Raw genomic sequence first — 15,781 nt, forward strand, 5'->3', positions numbered from 1 at the left:
GCGGCCAGTGCCCACCAGCGCCGGGGGTCGGGTGCGGACACGACGCACCTCCTTCGGAGAGTGAGTGTCAAGTGACAGTAACTCTCAAAAAGAGGTGAGCGTCAATATTTGGTTGTGTCCTTGAGCCGGCGTCCCCGCTCAGGAGTGCTGGTACGCCACCAGCGAGATCCCCACGTAGTGGACGATGAACGCCGCGAGCGTGAGGGAGTGGAACACCTCGTGGAAGCCGAACCAGCGCGGCGACGGGTTCGGTCGCTTGAGTCCGTAGATCACGCCGCCCGCGCTGTAGAGCAGCCCGCCGACGATCACCAGCACGAGCACGGCGACGCCGCCCGCGCGCATGAAGTCGGGGAGGAAGAACACCGCGGCCCAGCCCATCGCTATGTAGCAGGGCGTGTACAGCCAGCGCGGAGCGCCGACCCAGAACACCCGGAAGGCGATCCCGGCGACCGCCGCCCCCCAGACCGCCCACAGCAGCACCCGCCCGGTGGACGCGGGCAGCAGGAGCAGCGTGAGCGGCGTGTAGGTGCCCGCGATGATCAGGAAGATGTTGGCGTGGTCCAGTCGGCGCAGCACGGCCGTGGCGCGCGGGCCCCAGTTGCCGCGGTGGTAGAGCGCGCTGACGCCGAAGAGCAGGCACGCGGTCACCACGTAGACGCCGCAGGCGATCTTGGCCTTGGTCGAGTCCGCCAGTGCGGTGAGGGCGATCCCGGCGATCACCACGGCGGGGAACATTCCTGCGTGCAGCCATCCGCGCAGCCTCGGTTTCACCGGGGGCGGGTCCAGTTCGGTCACTTCGGGCGTGGCTGCAGTCATGCCCGAATGCTACCTACGCAACCGTAGGTAACCGTGACGAGTGGCGATGCTCACGTGAGAGGGCCTCTGGACATATGGGCATTCGGCATCGATGATCAGATGAGTGCGGTCGGCACCGGATGAGCGCCAGCCAAAAGTAGGTACGAAGCATCCGGGTCGCGGCCCCCACGGGGCACAAACCAAACAAACCCTCACTTAGGAGCGATCGTGGCGCGCGACATCGCGGCTCCCAGCGTCCCCACCCATCACCAGGAGCTCATTTCCTGGGTCGACGAGATCGCAGCTATCACGCAGCCGGACAACATCGTCTGGTGCGACGGCTCGGAGGCCGAGTACGAGCGGCTGGCCGAGGAGCTGGTGGCCAAGGGCACGTTCAAGAAACTGGACCCGATCAAGCGCCCCAACTCCTACTACGCCGCGTCCGACCCGTCCGACGTCGCCCGTGTCGAGGACCGCACCTTCATCTGCTCCGAGAAGGAGGAGGACGCCGGCCCGACGAACCACTGGAAGGCCCCGGCGGAGATGAAGGAGATCTTCGCCGGTGAGAAGGGGATCTTCCGCGGCTCGATGAAGGGCCGCACGATGTACGTCGTGCCCTTCTGCATGGGCCCGCTCGGCTCGCCGCTGTCCGCGATCGGCGTCGAGATCACCGACTCCGCGTACGTCGCCGTGTCCATGCGCACCATGACCCGTATGGGGCAGCCCGTCCTCGACGAGCTCGGCACCGACGGCTTCTTCGTCAAGGCAGTCCACACGCTGGGCGCGCCCCTGGCGGAGGGCGAGGCCGACGTCCCGTGGCCGTGCAACTCCACCAAGTACATCTCGCACTTCCCCGAGACCCGGGAGATCTGGTCCTACGGCTCCGGCTACGGCGGCAACGCCCTGCTCGGAAAGAAGTGCTACGCGCTGCGCATCGCGTCCGTCATGGCCCGCGACGAGGGCTGGCTCGCCGAGCACATGCTGATCCTCAAGCTCACCCCGCCGCAGGGAGAGTCCAAGTACGTGGCCGCCGCGTTCCCGTCCGCCTGCGGCAAGACCAACCTCGCCATGCTGGAGCCCACGATCTCCGGCTGGACGGTCGAGACCATCGGCGACGACATCGCCTGGATGCGCTTCGGTGAGGACGGCCGCCTCTACGCGATCAACCCGGAGGCGGGCTTCTTCGGCGTCGCGCCCGGCACCGGTGAGCACACCAACGCCAACGCCATGAAGACGCTCTGGGGCAACGCCGTCTTCACCAACGTCGCGCTCACCGACGACGGCGACGTGTGGTGGGAGGGCATGACCGAGGAGCCCCCGGCCCACCTCACGGACTGGAAGGGCAACGACTGGACGCCCGAGTCCGCGACCCCGGCCGCCCACCCCAACGCCCGCTTCACCGTCCCGGCCTCGCAGTGCCCGATCGCCGCGCCGGAGTGGGAGGACCCGAAGGGTGTGCCGATCTCGGCGATCCTCTTCGGCGGCCGCCGCGCCTCCGCGGTCCCGCTGGTGACCGAGTCCTTCAACTGGCAGCACGGCGTCTTCCTGGGCGCGAACGTCGCCTCCGAGAAGACCGCCGCCGCCGAGGGCAAGGTCGGCGAGCTGCGCCGCGACCCGTTCGCCATGCTGCCGTTCTGCGGCTACAACATGGGCGACTACATGGCCCACTGGCTCAAGGTCGGCGCCGATGCGGACGCGTCCAAGCTGCCGAAGATCTACTACGTGAACTGGTTCCGCAAGAACGACGCCGGCAAGTTCGTCTGGCCCGGCTTCGGTGAGAACAGCCGCGTGCTGAAGTGGATCGTGGAGCGCCTCGAGGGAAAGGCCGAGGGTGTCGAGACGCCGATCGGCATCCTGCCGACGCGCGACGCGCTCGACACCGAGGGCCTGGAGATGCCGGAGGAGGACCTCGAGTTCCTGCTCAAGGTCGACACCGAGGTCTGGCGCGAGGAGGCCGCTCTGGTTCCCGAGCACCTCAACACCTTCGGCGACCACACGCCCAAGGAGCTGTGGGACGAGTACCGCGCACTGGTGGCCCGCCTCGGCTGAGCCACCCCGTAGGCCGCGTGGCGGGGCGCCCCGACATCCGCCCTGACCAGTGGGGGTCACGAACGACCCGTCACGTGTGAACGGCCCCCGGAGTCCCCTCAGGCTCCGGGGGCCGAAACCTTTGATGTTTCGTGGCGCGGCGCCTTGTGCTCACACCTCGCTCACATGTTCCATGGGATCTTCACGTTCAACGATGAACTGAGCCTGTGGGGGGCATAGTTGAGCACGTTTCAGCACACCGGACGACGTATCGCCGCCATGGTGGCGGCCGCCGTCGTCAGCGGCAGCGGCATGGTCCTCGCGGCGCCCGCCGCGCACGCGAGCGAGGCGTCCGACGTGGTCGCAAAGCTGCCGGTCTCCTCGTTCTCCGACATGGTGGTCGACTCGCAGAACCAGCGCGTCTTCGTCTCCGACAAGGCGGGATACGCCCACTACGGGGGCATGGTCGTGGCCTACGACTTCCAGGGGCGGCAAGTCGGTCTGTTCTACACCGCCACCCGCGCCTCCGGTCTCGCGCTGAGCGAGGACGCGGCCACCCTGTACGTGGGCCAGCGCGAGGGCGTCTTCGCCTACGACACCTTGACCCTCCAGGAGACCGGCCGCACCGCCGCCTACCAGGACTCCTGCGGTCGGGAGCTCGCGGTCACCGGAACCAAGCGCTGGCACACCAGCACCCTCGCCTCCAACGACTTCTACTGTGACCAGAACCGGACGGACCTGGACTCGGTGGTCAACGGGGTGCACACACGCACCAACTGGAACGCCGCGGGCAAGCTGCTGCTGGCGACCGGTGACGGAGCGGCGGACCGGCTGTTCATGGGTCAGGCCAAGGGGCCGGTCGCGCCCGACCCGTTCCTCACCTCGTTCGACACCTCCGGCGACTCCCCGGTGCGTGGCGACTCCCGCCGTTTCGCGGACGCGGCGGGCAAGGGAGCGCTGGAACTGAAGGACATCGCCGTCAGCGCGGACGGCAAGCGCCTCGCGGTCGCGGATGCCGCATACGGCACCCGCCTGCTGAACTCCGGCGATCTGAGCGACGCCGGCACCGGCTATCAGCCGCTGCCCGCAGGCGCGACCGCGTCGGCCGTCGCCTTCAGCGGTGACGGGAAGTTCGTGGCGCGTGGCGCCTCGGCCGCGGGCAGCACCCCCGACCTGCTGATCCAGCCGGCCGACCCGGCGAACGGCACGACGGCCATGGAGTTCGCGTTCGAGGGTGACCTCGACGGCAACCGGATCGTGCCGCGCGGTCTGGACTGGTCGAAGGACGGTTCCCGGCTGTTCGCCGTCACCACCAACGCGTACGGCAACGCCTTCTGGCTGCACATCGTGCAGCCGCCGGCCGCACAGTACGACTCCCGCTTCTCCGGCGCGCTGACCCACACCCCGGGACAGGCCGTCGTCGGCGAACCGGTCGGCATCCGCGGCCGCCTCGAACTCGACGGCACCGCGCCGACCGAGCCCGTCAGGGTCAGCGCCGTACGCACCACGGCCGACGGCACGCGCAAGCTCGCAGAGGCCGAGGTGGCGGCGGACGGGACCTTCACGGTGCTGGACGTGCCCGACACGGTCGGCAACGCGACCTACACGGTCTCCTTCCTCGGCGACATGACCCACCGGCCGGCCGAGGACGTCTCGCTCACGATCGACGTGGCGAAGGCCCCGACGTCGGTCTCCCTCACCGCCCCGGCTGAGGCGTCGATGAGCGTCGGCGTCACGATCACCGGCAAGCTGACCGCCCAGGGGCGGGCGCTCCCCGCCGGCGCCACCCTCGCGGTCGAACGCACGGACCGGCTGGGCACGGGCAGCCTGTCGTCGGTGCCGGTCGCGGCCGACGGCACCTTCACGGTCAAGGACATGCCGCGCGCACGGCGCGACGTGACGTACACGGTGTCGTACGGAGGCGACGACCTGCACACCGGCAGCGAGGCGTCGGCGACGGTGTTCGTCACGCGCTGAGCCCGGACAGCTGAGCCCGGACATAGGTGTGCCGTACCCCGGAGCACCGGGGTACGGCACACGTCAGCAAAATCCCTCAGGTCAGGCGCCGACGCGAACAAGTGGCACCCTGTCCGCAGCCTCCCCGGAGGGGCCCCTCCCGCGCCTAGGCCGCGGGGGAGGGCCGGGGCCGTCAGGGGGCGCCGACCAGATGCTGGTCCTTGAGCGCGGCGGTGTGCGCGTCCATCCGCTCGGCGGAGAGGATCGCGGCGGCGGTGTCGGCGCGCGAGGCGGCGACGACCAGGGCGCGGCCGGCGAGCGCGAGAGCGCGCCGGTGCAGGTCGGCCGGGTCGGCGCCACTGAGGCCCGCGTGGCGGGCCGGCGGTGCGCCGCGCAGCCTCGAGACCTGCTCGGCGATGGCGTCCGCCGCCTGGTCGAGGCCCAGTTCGTCGGTCACGGCCAGGAGTGCGGCGAGGTGACCGGCCAGCTGGATGTCCAGCTCCTCTTCGCGGCTGCGGTGGGGGTACTGCGCCTCGTCGGCCATCGAGTGGACCGACTTGGTGCGGATCGGCTCGTACATGGGGATGGCCTCCTGCTCACAGTCAGGAGACCATCCTACATTGGATCGAGTCTAAAGTTGAGTCGCTTCGGGAGTCCCGTGGCCGGTGCCCCGGCGACGCCCTACGGCTGTCCGTATCCGTCCAGGAACGTGCCGATCCGGGTCACGGCGTCCGCCAGGTCCTTCGCGGTCGGCAGGGTCACGATCCGGAAGTGGTCCGGCTCCGGCCAGTTGAAGCCCGTGCCGTGGACGACCATGATCTTCTCGGCCCGCAGCAGGTCCAGCACCATCTGCCGGTCGTCATTGATCTTGTAGACCTTGGGGTCGAGCCGCGGGAACAGATAGAGGGCCCCCTTCGGCTTCACACAGGTCACCCCGGGGATCTGCGTCAGCAGGTCGTACGCGACGTCCCGCTGCTCCAGGATCCGTCCGCCCGGCAGCACCAGCTCCTCGATCGACTGCCTTCCGCCGAGCGCCGTGGCCACCGCGTGCTGCGAGGGCATGTTGGCGCACAGCCGCATGTTGGCGAGGATCGTCAGTCCCTCGATGTACGAGGAGGCGTGCGCCTTGGGGCCGCAGACCGCCATCCAGCCGGCCCGGTAACCGGCAACCCGGTAGTTCTTGGACAGCCCGTTGAAGGTGAGGACCATCAGGTCCGGGGCGAGGGCGGCGGTGGGGGTGTGGGTCGCGCCGTCGTACAGGATCCGGTCGTAGATCTCGTCGGAGCAGACGACCAGATTGTGGCGCCGGGCGATCTCGGTGAGGCTGCGCAGCATCTCGTCGTCGTAGACGGCGCCCGTCGGGTTGTTCGGGTTGATGATCACGATCGCCTTGGTGCGGTCGGTGATCTTGCGCTCGATGTCCGCGAGGTCGGGCATCCAGTCGGACTGCTCGTCGCACCGGTAGTGCACGGCCGTGCCGCCGGACAGCGACACCGACGCCGTCCACAGCGGGTAGTCGGGCGCCGGTACGAGTACCTCGTCGCCGTCGTCGAGCAGCGCCTGCATCGACATCTGGATCAGCTCGGAGACGCCGTTGCCCAGATAGATGTCCTCGACGCCGAGCTCGATGCCCTTGGTCTGGTAGTGCTGCATCACCGCCCGACGTGCGGACAGCAGCCCCTTCGCGTCGCCGTAACCATGGGCGGTGCTGAGGTTGCGGAGGATGTCCTCGAGGATCTCCGGCGGGCACTCGAACCCGAAGGCGGCCGGGTTGCCGGTGTTCAGCTTGAGGATGCGATGACCTGCCGCTTCGAGCCGCATTGCCTCCTCGAGGACCGGGCCCCGGATTTCGTAACAGACGTTTGCGAGCTTCGTGGACTGGATCACCTGCATGTCTGTGAGCTTACGGGCGCATAACGCTGATCGCTCCGCGTTTTTGGGCCACCGGGTGCACGGCGTGAATGTCTGCTTTGTTGCTCACCGGGTGGCACGGTCGCGGCCCCTTCGAAACCGGGGCGAGGAAGGCCGGACGCCTGTGAATCCAGGAGTCGGTGGCATGGGTGTTGCCCTCGTCACCTTCCGGTAAGGTGGCTCGCCCGAGCAGTGCTCCCGGCGATCCGGGAGCGGTGCCACGACCGAGGAGGTGAGACCCATTCCCGCAGTAGCAGGCTGGGCGCTCTCTCCCACAGCCGTACGGTCCACCGGGCACAGGTGACCGCGAGGGCGCCCCCGTCGGTGCCCCCGAAAGGCTTTCATGTCGGTCTCCGAGCTGAACCCGTCCCCTTCCTCCGTCTCCTCCGTCTCCTCCGTCGTCTCCGCGCTCCGCTCCGCGGGCTGCGTCTTCGCCGAGGACGAGGCGGATCTGCTGATCTCCGCCGCCCGCGACCACCACGAACTGGCCGCCATGGTCGAGCGGCGGATCGTCGGCCTCCCCTTGGAGCACGTGCTCGGCTGGGCCGAGTTCTGCGGCGTGCGCGTGGCCGTCGACCCCGGGGTCTTCGTGCCCCGGCGCCGCAGCGAGTTCCTCGTCGGCCGTGCCATCGCCCTCGCCCCGCCCCGCCCCGTCGTCGTCGACCTGTGCTGCGGTTCCGGAGCGCTGGGGGCGGCGGTGCTGCGCGCCATCGGCGCCGGTGAGCTGCACGCCGCCGACATCGAGCCCGCCGCCGTGCGGTGCGCCCGGCGCAACGTCGAGCCCGTCGGCGGCCGGGTCCACCAGGGGGACCTCTACGACCCGCTGCCGCCCGCGCTGGCCGGCCGGGTCGATGTGCTCATCGCCAACGCCCCGTACGTACCCACCGGCGAGATCGGGCTGCTGCCGCCCGAGGCCCGCGACTTCGAGCCCTTGGTGGCCCTCGACGGCGGTGCCGACGGACTCGACATCCAGCGGCGGGTGACCGCGCGGGCCGGCCGGTGGCTGGCGCCCGGCGGGTCCCTGCTCATCGAGACCAGCGAGCGGCAGGCACCCTCCACCGTGGCCGCCTTCACCCGCCACGGACTCGAGGCGGAGGTGGCCGTCTGCGAGGACCTGGACGCCACCGTCGTCATCGGGACGCGGCCGCGGCACGGCGCCGGCGCGGACCCCACGCGGGCCGATTGACGTTCACCGCAGAACCTGGACGATCTGCTTCCCGCCGGGGAGTCTGCCGGGCCGGTGGCTGGGAACGTCACTCGGATATCGCGCGGCTCATTCTTCGAACCTGTTCCGGTTTTCTGTCCCGAATTCCTTGGCGCCGCTGTTCATCCGTCCAGGGGCAAGGCAGCGCCCCCGGGCGCGGGTCGCGCTCGGGGGCGTACCGGGGAGGGGGTGACTAGTCGACGGCCGAGCCGTTGCCGGACAGGACCGGGATGTCGCTGAGGATGTGCGACAACGGCTCGTCACCCTTTGCCTGGGTGGAGTTCTCGACGCACTGCTGGTTCTGCGGGGCGGACAGGACCGGCACGTCCTGGACGGCGACCGGGACGGCACCGACGAGGGAGCCGACGTTGGCCTTGGCCGGCAGGCCGATGCAGGGCTTGTTGAGCGAGCCCTGGACGAGGCTCATCTGCGGGCTCATGTTGCCGTAAGTGGCCAAGTTGCCGTACTCCTGCGAGGCGAAGTTGCCGCTCGCGGAGTTGGTGCCGCCGTCGTTGCCGAGAGCCAGAGCCTGGGGAGCCATCATTGCACCCGCACCCGCCATCGATGCGGTGACCATGGCCGTCGTCAGAATCTTCTTAATCACTTACTTGTCCCTTTTCGCTATGAACACCCGAACGCGGAGCAGCCTGATCAACTGTGTGCGCCCGCTTAGGTTCCGGGGGTTCACTCATCTGTCGTAACGGGTGGTCGGCTGGTGCACAATTGGCGGCCCTGTAAGCGATCCGATCGGTGAATTCAATATGACAATTATGTCGACCGGGCCGGTGTCCGCCGCGGAGAAAGGCAGGCGACGGGCCGTCAAGGAGGGGGTCGGCGGCAGCCGGTCCCTCGCATGGCTGCTCGTCGCCACGGGTGCGGCGGGACTGCTCTCGGCGTGGGTGATCACGATCGACAAGATCAAGTTGGCTGAGGACCCGGGCTTCACGCCGGGCTGCAGCCTCAACCCCGTGGTGTCGTGCGGCAGTGTCATGGAGAGCGACCAGGCGACGGCCTTCGGCTTCCCCAACCCGATGCTAGGCCTGGCGACGTACTCGGTGGTGATCGGCATCGGCATGGCTCTGCTGGCCGGCGCCCGCTTCGGGCGGGCGTACTGGCTCGGGCTGAACGCCGGCTGTCTCTTCGGCGTGGGCTTCTGCACCTGGCTGCAGTACCAGTCCCTGTACGAGATCAACGCACTGTGCCTGTGGTGCTCGCTGGCCTGGGTCGCCACGATCTTCATGTTCTGGTACGTGACCTCGCACAACGTCCGCCACGGACTGCTGCCCGCGCCGGCCTGGCTGCGCGGTTTCCTCGACGAGTTCACCTGGGTGCTGCCCGTCCTGCACACCGGTGTGATCGGCATGCTGATCCTGACCCGCTGGTGGGACTTCTGGACGTCCTGACCCGGCCGAAGGGCGAAACGGAGGACCCCGGCGGCCGATGGCCGCCGGGGTCCCTGACGCACAGGCGCGACTAGTCGATGGCCGAGCCGTTGCCCGACAGGACCGGGATGTCGTTGAGGATGTGCGACAGGGGCTCGTCACCCTTTGCCTGGGTGGAGTTCTCGACGCACTGCTGGTTCTGCGGGGCGGACAGGACCGGCACGTCCTGGACGGCGACCGGGACGGCACCGACGAGGGAGCCGACGTTCGCCTTGGCCGGCAGGCCGACGCAGGGCTTGTTGAGCGAACCCTGGACGAGGCTGAGCTGCGGGCTCATGGTGCCGAGCGTGGCGGAGTTGCCGTAGCTCTGCGTCGCGCCGTTGCCGCTCAGCGAGGTGGTGCCGCCGTCGTTGCCGAGGGCCATCGCCTGCGGCGCCATGGATGCGCCTGCGGCCGCCACGGAGAGCGCCAGCGCTGCCGTAGCCGTAACCTTCTTCAGCATTCTCTGTCCTTCTGTTGCTTGTGTGCCCGCCGATGGAGCGCCCTGGACAACCAGAGTTGAAGCGTTTGGTTCTTTCGATTCACTCCAACGGCCCTGTCCAGCAGGGCTGGTGTCCGGCGGATCCGCGTAAGGCATGCCGGAGGGCGGGGCGGCCCCGCCGCGCGTCGTCAGCGGGGCCGCCCCGGTGGCTGCGGAACCGTCCTGCCTGGTCAGCCGCCCAGTGGGACGCCGCCCAGCATGGGCGTCTGCGAGCCGGTCGTCTTCAGCGCCAGCTCCGGGGCGTCGCCCTTGATGTCGTTGAGCGCGGTCGCGATGTCCACGGCCTGCTTCACCGCGGGACCCGCCTCGACCGACTCCATGTGTGAAAGCGAGGACACCAGCTCGGCGGCACCGCCGTTGAGACTCATGGGCGGCATGTCCGCCGAACCGGCGGCGAAGGCGGGAGAGGCCGCCCCCAGCGCCGCCACGGAGCCGGCAATGATCGCAGCAGCCTTCGAGTACTTCATCTCTTCGAATCCCTTTCCCCGGCGGGTTCTCCGCCGTCGATACGGATAACGAGCCGTGGACGTACGGGAAACCCTGCATCTCGGCCTTTCTCCATCGCCCGGCCGGCCCGGCCCCTCTCGCGCGCGGTCTCCTTCAACGACCCGTTGACGAAAGGGTTTTGCCGAATCACTCGTTGGGCTGGCGCTGTTCGGGTCGTCCATGCGTCACGGTCAAGTGCAACTCGCCCGTCCGCAAGGCGAATGCGATGGCAGCCAAATGGCCGTACGTGCGCGTCCGGCGTGATTTCCAACTGGCTTTCTGACAAAGTGCACTCCTGTTTTGTCGAGTTGATCGAAAATGGAGAGTCACCCATGCCGGAGTCGCTGGGCTTCGCCGCGCGAGGCGTCCTGGGAGCACTGCTCTGCACGGCGTTCTCGGCCGCTCCGCTCACGGCCGCGGCGGGCCCCACGCCGCCGGAAGCATCCGGCATCCCTTTCACGCAGCGTTACCATGCGGTGCACCATGGCGGGATCGTCCGCGCGGCGAATTCCGTGATCACCTGCCGTAGCCCGAACAGCACGTCGGCTGCGTCGTGTTCGTCCCTCCAGCGGGGCGCGCGGGGTGTCAACGGCGACTACGACATGTTCTACGTCGACCTCGACGACGACCCCAACACGTACAACTCGAGCCGGGCCCGCCTCGCCCTGCCGGTGGACTCCCGTGTGCGTTACGCCCGCCTGTACTGGGGCGGAAACCTCCGCGTCGGAGAGCAGAAACCCCCGAAGGACAACGGCCGTGTCCTCGTCGCCGAACCGGGCGGCGAGTACAAGGAGGTGCTGGCCGACACCCAGGTCGCGCACCGCGACGCGGAAGGCAGCGACTCCTACCAGGCGTCCGCCGACATCACACCCCTGGTGCGCGGCAGCGGCTCCGGCTACTGGACCGTCGCCCAGGTCAACGTGGCGATGGGCCACTCGGAGGCAGGCGCCTGGGGCGGCTGGACCATGGTCGTGGCCTACGAGAGGGACACCGAACCCCTGCGTGAACTCGTCCTGTGGGACGGCTTCGAGAGCATCGGCCACAGGCGGGGGCAACACTCCGTGACCCTGACCGGCCTGCGGATCGGGCCACGCTCCGCCGGACGTGCCGGGCTCGTCGCCTACGACGGCGACCGCGGCGCGCGTGGCGACTCGGTGAGCGTGCGGGCCGGCGACGGAAGACCGTTCTTGATCGACGACCTCGCCAATCCGGCCGACGACACCATGAATTCGACCATTGCCGACTTCGGCACCACGGTGCCCGGACGGCAGCCCGCCCACGTCAACACGCTCGGATACGACTCCGACGTGTTCGACATCCGGCCCGCCCTGGCGGACGGCGCGAATTCGCTGACGGTCCGCTTCGGTGCCGAAGACGGCGGGCATTTCCTCGGCGCTCTCTTCGTGCAGGCCGACGCGCGCCGCTGATTCACGCACCCACAGTCCACCGCGTTCGAAGAAGGCCGTACGTGCTGCAAAGAAACTGCACCGAGAAAAGCCGAATGACGGTGTTCCACCTGGTTCAGCCGGTGGAGGGAGGAGTCGCGCGGGTCGTCACCGACCTGGTCAGGGCACAGGTCCGCGAGGGCATCCGGACCGTCGTCGCCTGCCCCCCGCAGGGGCAGCTTCCCCGCCTTGCGGCACAGGCCGGTGCGCAGGTGCACCCGTGGCCGGCGGGACGGGAGCCGGGGCCGCGGCTCGCCCGCGAAGTACACGCAGTCACCCGGCTGATCCGGGCCGGTGCACCGCACATCGTGCACGCGCACAGCGCCAAGGCCGGACTCGCCGGGCGCCTCGCCGTACGCGGCCGGGTACCGACGGTCTTCCAGCCGCACGCCTGGTCGTTCGACGCGGTCCAGGGGCGCAGCGCCGAACTCGCTCTGACCTGGGAGCGCCACGGCACGCGCTGGAGCACGCGCACGCTCTGCGTCAGCGAGAGCGAGCGCCGCGCCGGTGAAAAGGCAGGCATCCGTGCCCGCTGGTCGGTGATCCGCAACGGCATCGACCTGACGTACTTCACCCCTCGCGGCAACCGGGGCCGCGAGGAGGCCCGCGCCCTCCTGCCGGAGCTGAACCGTATGCCCGCACGGACGCCCCTCGTCGTCTGCGTGGGCCGGCTGTGCCGGCAGAAGGGGCAGGACGTGCTGCTCCGGGCCTGGACCGAGGTGGCCCGGGCGGTCCCAGGCGCCCGGCTCGTACTGGTCGGCGACGGGCCGGACCGGGAGGCCCTGCGGCAGGGCGCCCCGCCGGGGGTGCTGTTCGCCGGCGACCGCGCCGACACCCGGCCGTGGCTGCACGCCGCGGACGTGGCCGTACTGCCCTCGCGCTGGGAGGGAATGGCGCTCGCTCCGCTCGAGGCCATGGCCTGTGGGCTGCCCGTCGTGGTCACCGACGTCAGCGGCGCCAGGGAGAGCCTGCCGCCCGGTCAGGAGCCGCACACGCTGGTCCCGCCGGAGGATCCGCCCGCGCTGGCGGCGGCGCTGGTCCGGCTGCTGACGGAACCCGCGCTCCGTCAGGACCTGGGCCGCCGGGCCGAGGAGCACACGCGGGCGACGTCCGACGTGCGCACGACGGCAGCGGCCGTCCTGCGCCTGTACCAGGAACTACTGAGCCCGCAACGGCCCTTGACGAGGGAGCGCGACGAACGATGACGACGGAGAGTGCCCCCGCCCCCCACAGCGCCCGGGTGACGGCCGCCCGCCGTCCGGCGCCCTCGGTACACGCGCCGCGCCGCGCGGCCCCCCGTCGCCCACCCGTCCGTTCGCACCGCCTGTCCGCCCGCCGTGAACGTCCGACCGGGCTGCTCCTGGCCGACGCCACCGCCGCCGTCGTCACCCTGGCCCTCGCACCGGTCCTGCTGTGGCCCCCGGCTTCCTGGCCTGTCGCGTCGGCAGTGCCGCTCGTGCTGCTCCAGGGCGTGCTGCACGCCTGGCGCGGTCTCTACCGGCACAGGCTGTCGCCGTCCGCGCTCGCCGAACTGCCCACGCTCCTCGGGCTCGCGATGCTGCAGTGGTACGCCCTCACCGCCACCTTCGCCGCCCAGGAGCCCCACTACGGCGTCGCCCTGGCCGCACCCGCCCTCGCCGCCGGCGGCCAGGCGCTGCTCACCTGCGCCGGCCGGGCGGCAGTCCACCACGCGCGCCGGCGGGCGGCCGCGCGCAGGCCGCGGTCCGCGCTCGTCGTCGGCCGCGGACCGGTGGCCCAGCAGGTCACCGCGGCGCTGTACGAGCACCCCGAGTACGGGATGCGTCCGGTCGGCCAGGTCGATCCCGACGGGCTGGGCGGGCCGGTCCAGGCGGCCCTGCCCGTCCTGGTCAGGCCGGAGGACGTCAGCCGCGCGGTCATCCAGAACGCCGTCGGCCATGCCGTCCTCACCCGGCCGCCCGGGACCGGCCCGGAGAGCGCCGCGCTGCTTCGCCTGTTCGCCCGGCACGGCTGCCGGGTGTGGCTGGTCGACGGCACTCCCGCGGAGCCCGGCACGCATCGGGGGGCACCCGGCGGGGACCACCTGTGGGGATTCCCCGTCAGGCCGCTGGACGCGGCGCGCCGGCCGTTCGCCCTCGCGGGGAAGCGGGTCATGGACGTGTGCCTCGCCGCTGTCGCCCTCGTCGCGGCGGCGCCCGTGCTGGCCGTCTGCGCGCTCGCCGTCCGTCTCTTCGACGGCCCCGGAATCATCTTCCGGCAGGAGCGGATCGGGCTGGACGGGCGGCCGTTCGTGCTGCTGAAGTTCCGCACCATCAACCCCGTCGACGAGCACGAGTCCGCCACCCGCTGGAGCGTGGCCTCCGACCGGCGGATGAGCGTCACCGGCAACCTGCTGCGCCGCACCTCCCTCGACGAACTGCCGCAACTTTGGAACGTGCTGCGGGGCGACATGAGCCTGGTCGGCCCGCGACCCGAACGCCCCTACTTCGTCGCCAAGTTCAGCCATGTTCATCCCGGCTACCAGGCGCGCCACCGGATGCCCGTCGGCATCACCGGGCTCGCGCAGGTCCACGGCCTGCGTGGTGACACCTCCATCGAGGAACGCGCCCGCTTCGACAACCACTACATCGACACCTGGTCGCTGTGGCAGGACGTCTGCATCCTGGCCCGCACCGCCGCGTCCGTGGTCAGGCTGGGAGGCAGCTGAGCATGACAGCCGTCACCTGGCCCGCAGTGCGACCCGGGCGCACACCGCCGCCCTTCCTCCGCCTGCTGCCCCTGGTCGCGACCGTGCTGCTGCCGGCCGTCCCGCTCCCGGCGATCGACGGGGGCGGGGGCGGGGCGGGCACGGTGAGCCCGGCGGACGTCGCCTCCGCGGTTCTGCTGGTGTGGTGCGCGGCGCAGGTCCTGCACCGCCGCTCGCGCCCCCTGACGCCTGCTGCCGCCGTCGTGTTCGGACTGCCCGTCGTCGGCTTCGCGGTCGCGACCGTCACCGCAGCCCAACCGCAGGCCGCGCTGCCCGGGTTCCTGCGCTACCTCCAGGTCTTCGTCCTCGTGCCGGTGGCCGTCATGCTGCTCGTGCGGGACGCGCGCGACTTCCGCGTCGTCGCCGGCGCCCTGGTCGTGCTGGCGCTCGCCCAGGGCACCGTGGGCACCTACCAGTTCGCCACCGGCACGGGCGCCTCCTACATGGGCGAGGACATCCGGGCCGTGGGCACCTTCGGACCGACGGACGTCATGGGGATGGCGACCGTCGTGTCGTACGGGCTGCTCGCGGCGCTCGCCCTCGCCCTGCGCCCCCCGTCCGACGCGCCGTCCTGGCTGAGGCCGTGCGCGATCACCGCCACGGTCCTGCTCGTCGTCCCCCTCGCCGTGTCGTTCAGCAGGGGCGCGTGGATCGCCACGGCGCTCGCCGCGTTCGCCGTGGTCGCGCTGTGCGGGCTGCGGCAGGCGGTGCGGGTCCTCTCGGCGGTGGCCGCGCTCGGCGTCGTACTCGTCGGGGGCCTCGGCATCGGCTCCCAGATGATCTCCGAGCGTGTCAGCAGCATCACCCGCGTCACCGACGCGCCGGACCGGTCGGTCGGCGACCGGTACGCGATGTGGGCCGCGGCGGCCAGGATGTGGCGCGAGGAGCCGGCGGCGGGGGTCGGGCTGAAGGGCTTCCCGGCACACCGCGACGGTCATTCCTCGATCGGCCTGTCCGCCGGCAGCGACATCGCCGGTGCGGGCAGCAAGTTCGCGAAGCAGCCGCTGCTGTCGCCGCACAACATGTACCTGCTCGTCCTCGGCGAGCAGGGCCTGATCGGGCTGACCGCGTTCGCCGGCAGCCTCGCCGCCGTCCTCGTCCTCGGCCTGCGCCGGCTCTGCGGCGCACCGCACGGACGGGCCGCGGACTGCGGACTGGCGGCGGTCGGCCTGTTGCTCTGGCAGACCGTCGACTTCCTCTACGCGGACATCGGCGGCCCGTCGACGGTCCTCACGGGTGTGCTGCTGGGCCTGGCGGCCTGGTGGGCGCTCGGCGGAACGAGGCGCGCGTGACCGACGCCCCCCGCCC

General features: G+C 70.5%; 14 protein-coding genes. 8 read left to right on the forward strand and 6 right to left on the reverse strand.

Annotated elements, in window-relative coordinates; genetic code table 11:
- Window positions 1-138: 138 nt before the first annotated feature.
- Window positions 139-816, reverse strand: a complete 678-nt coding sequence (locus ACIPJI_RS08370) for a hemolysin III family protein (RefSeq protein WP_356623510.1) — start codon at window positions 814-816, stop codon at window positions 139-141.
- 207 nt (window positions 817-1,023) lie between these two features.
- Between ACIPJI_RS08370 and ACIPJI_RS08375 the strand changes: the two genes are divergently transcribed.
- On the forward strand, window positions 1,024-2,844 hold the full coding sequence (locus ACIPJI_RS08375; RefSeq protein WP_356623509.1) for a phosphoenolpyruvate carboxykinase (GTP): 1,821 nt from the start codon (window positions 1,024-1,026) through the stop codon (window positions 2,842-2,844).
- A gap of 219 nt (window positions 2,845-3,063) precedes the next feature.
- On the forward strand, window positions 3,064-4,800 hold the full coding sequence (locus ACIPJI_RS08380) for an Ig-like domain repeat protein (RefSeq protein WP_402245154.1): 1,737 nt from the start codon (window positions 3,064-3,066) through the stop codon (window positions 4,798-4,800).
- Window positions 4,801-4,972: 172 nt separating this feature from the next.
- On the opposite strand, the gene ACIPJI_RS08385 is transcribed toward ACIPJI_RS08380, so the two are convergent.
- Together ACIPJI_RS08385 and ACIPJI_RS08390 are read right to left on the reverse strand one after the other, a co-directional pair.
- The gene (locus tag ACIPJI_RS08385; protein WP_307708007.1) at window positions 4,973-5,359 is read right to left on the reverse strand and encodes a hypothetical protein; all 387 of its coding nucleotides are present in this window, start codon (window positions 5,357-5,359) and stop codon (window positions 4,973-4,975) included.
- A gap of 101 nt (window positions 5,360-5,460) precedes the next feature.
- On the reverse strand, window positions 5,461-6,672 hold the full coding sequence (locus ACIPJI_RS08390) for a pyridoxal phosphate-dependent aminotransferase (protein WP_356623506.1): 1,212 nt from the start codon (window positions 6,670-6,672) through the stop codon (window positions 5,461-5,463).
- A 361-nt stretch (window positions 6,673-7,033) separates the two neighbouring features.
- Between ACIPJI_RS08390 and ACIPJI_RS08395 the strand changes: the two genes are divergently transcribed.
- A complete protein-coding gene (locus tag ACIPJI_RS08395) occupies window positions 7,034-7,876 on the forward strand; it encodes a putative protein N(5)-glutamine methyltransferase (protein ID WP_402245156.1) in 843 nt (280 codons plus the stop codon).
- 211 nt (window positions 7,877-8,087) lie between these two features.
- Here the strand turns inward: ACIPJI_RS08395 and ACIPJI_RS08400 are convergent, their stop codons facing one another.
- Window positions 8,088-8,498, reverse strand: coding sequence for a rodlin (locus ACIPJI_RS08400; RefSeq protein WP_356623503.1), 411 nt, complete (start codon window positions 8,496-8,498; stop codon window positions 8,088-8,090).
- A gap of 166 nt (window positions 8,499-8,664) precedes the next feature.
- Here ACIPJI_RS08400 and ACIPJI_RS08405 point away from each other — a divergent pair, with 166 nt between their 5' ends.
- Window positions 8,665-9,297 (forward strand): vitamin K epoxide reductase family protein, encoded by a 633-nt coding sequence (locus tag ACIPJI_RS08405; protein WP_356623502.1) that lies wholly within the window; start codon window positions 8,665-8,667, stop codon window positions 9,295-9,297.
- 70 nt (window positions 9,298-9,367) lie between these two features.
- Here ACIPJI_RS08405 and ACIPJI_RS08410 read toward each other — a convergent pair whose 3' ends face one another.
- The gene (locus tag ACIPJI_RS08410) at window positions 9,368-9,778 is read right to left on the reverse strand and encodes a rodlin (RefSeq protein WP_402245158.1); all 411 of its coding nucleotides are present in this window, start codon (window positions 9,776-9,778) and stop codon (window positions 9,368-9,370) included.
- 209 nt (window positions 9,779-9,987) lie between these two features.
- The gene (locus tag ACIPJI_RS08415) at window positions 9,988-10,284 is read right to left on the reverse strand and encodes a hypothetical protein (RefSeq protein WP_402245160.1); all 297 of its coding nucleotides are present in this window, start codon (window positions 10,282-10,284) and stop codon (window positions 9,988-9,990) included.
- Window positions 10,285-10,635: 351 nt separating this feature from the next.
- Here ACIPJI_RS08415 and ACIPJI_RS08420 point away from each other — a divergent pair, with 351 nt between their 5' ends.
- From ACIPJI_RS08420 to ACIPJI_RS08435, 4 genes are read left to right on the forward strand one after another with little or no spacing between them, the layout of a single operon-like run.
- Entirely contained in the window at window positions 10,636-11,730 is a 1,095-nt protein-coding gene (locus ACIPJI_RS08420) for a DUF3344 domain-containing protein (RefSeq protein ID WP_356623497.1), read from the forward strand.
- A 41-nt stretch (window positions 11,731-11,771) separates the two neighbouring features.
- Window positions 11,772-12,953 carry a glycosyltransferase gene (locus ACIPJI_RS08425; protein ID WP_402245162.1) on the forward strand — a complete coding sequence of 394 codons (1,182 nt, stop codon included), beginning with the start codon at window positions 11,772-11,774 and terminating at the stop codon, window positions 12,951-12,953.
- A complete protein-coding gene (locus ACIPJI_RS08430; protein WP_402245164.1) occupies window positions 12,950-14,434 on the forward strand; it encodes an exopolysaccharide biosynthesis polyprenyl glycosylphosphotransferase in 1,485 nt (494 codons plus the stop codon). Before ACIPJI_RS08425 ends, ACIPJI_RS08430 begins: the two co-directional genes overlap by 4 nt.
- A 2-nt stretch (window positions 14,435-14,436) precedes the next feature.
- A complete protein-coding gene (locus ACIPJI_RS08435; RefSeq protein WP_402245166.1) occupies window positions 14,437-15,765 on the forward strand; it encodes an O-antigen ligase family protein in 1,329 nt (442 codons plus the stop codon).
- Window positions 15,766-15,781: the final 16 nt, after the last annotated feature.

Origin of the sequence: Streptomyces sp. NPDC086835 (assembly GCF_044745705.1) — a bacterium.
GTDB lineage: Bacteria > Actinomycetota > Actinomycetes > Streptomycetales > Streptomycetaceae > Streptomyces.

Excerpts from the sequence above, each read along its gene's own strand:
- ACIPJI_RS08370 (WP_356623510.1), bottom strand. The coding sequence starts at position 816 with ATGACTGCAGCCACGCCCGAAGTGACCGAACTGGACCCGCCCCCGGTG.
- ACIPJI_RS08385 (WP_307708007.1), bottom strand. The coding sequence starts at position 5,359 with ATGTACGAGCCGATCCGCACCAAGTCGGTCCACTCGATGGCCGACGAG.
- ACIPJI_RS08390 (WP_356623506.1), bottom strand. The coding sequence starts at position 6,672 with ATGCAGGTGATCCAGTCCACGAAGCTCGCAAACGTCTGTTACGAAATC.
- ACIPJI_RS08395 (WP_402245156.1), top strand. The coding sequence starts at position 7,034 with ATGTCGGTCTCCGAGCTGAACCCGTCCCCTTCCTCCGTCTCCTCCGTC.
- ACIPJI_RS08405 (WP_356623502.1), top strand. The coding sequence starts at position 8,665 with ATGTCGACCGGGCCGGTGTCCGCCGCGGAGAAAGGCAGGCGACGGGCC.
- ACIPJI_RS08410 (WP_402245158.1), bottom strand. The coding sequence starts at position 9,778 with ATGCTGAAGAAGGTTACGGCTACGGCAGCGCTGGCGCTCTCCGTGGCG.
- ACIPJI_RS08415 (WP_402245160.1), bottom strand. The coding sequence starts at position 10,284 with ATGAAGTACTCGAAGGCTGCTGCGATCATTGCCGGCTCCGTGGCGGCG.
- ACIPJI_RS08420 (WP_356623497.1), top strand. The coding sequence starts at position 10,636 with ATGCCGGAGTCGCTGGGCTTCGCCGCGCGAGGCGTCCTGGGAGCACTG.
- ACIPJI_RS08430 (WP_402245164.1), top strand. The coding sequence starts at position 12,950 with ATGACGACGGAGAGTGCCCCCGCCCCCCACAGCGCCCGGGTGACGGCC.
- ACIPJI_RS08435 (WP_402245166.1), top strand. The coding sequence starts at position 14,437 with ATGACAGCCGTCACCTGGCCCGCAGTGCGACCCGGGCGCACACCGCCG.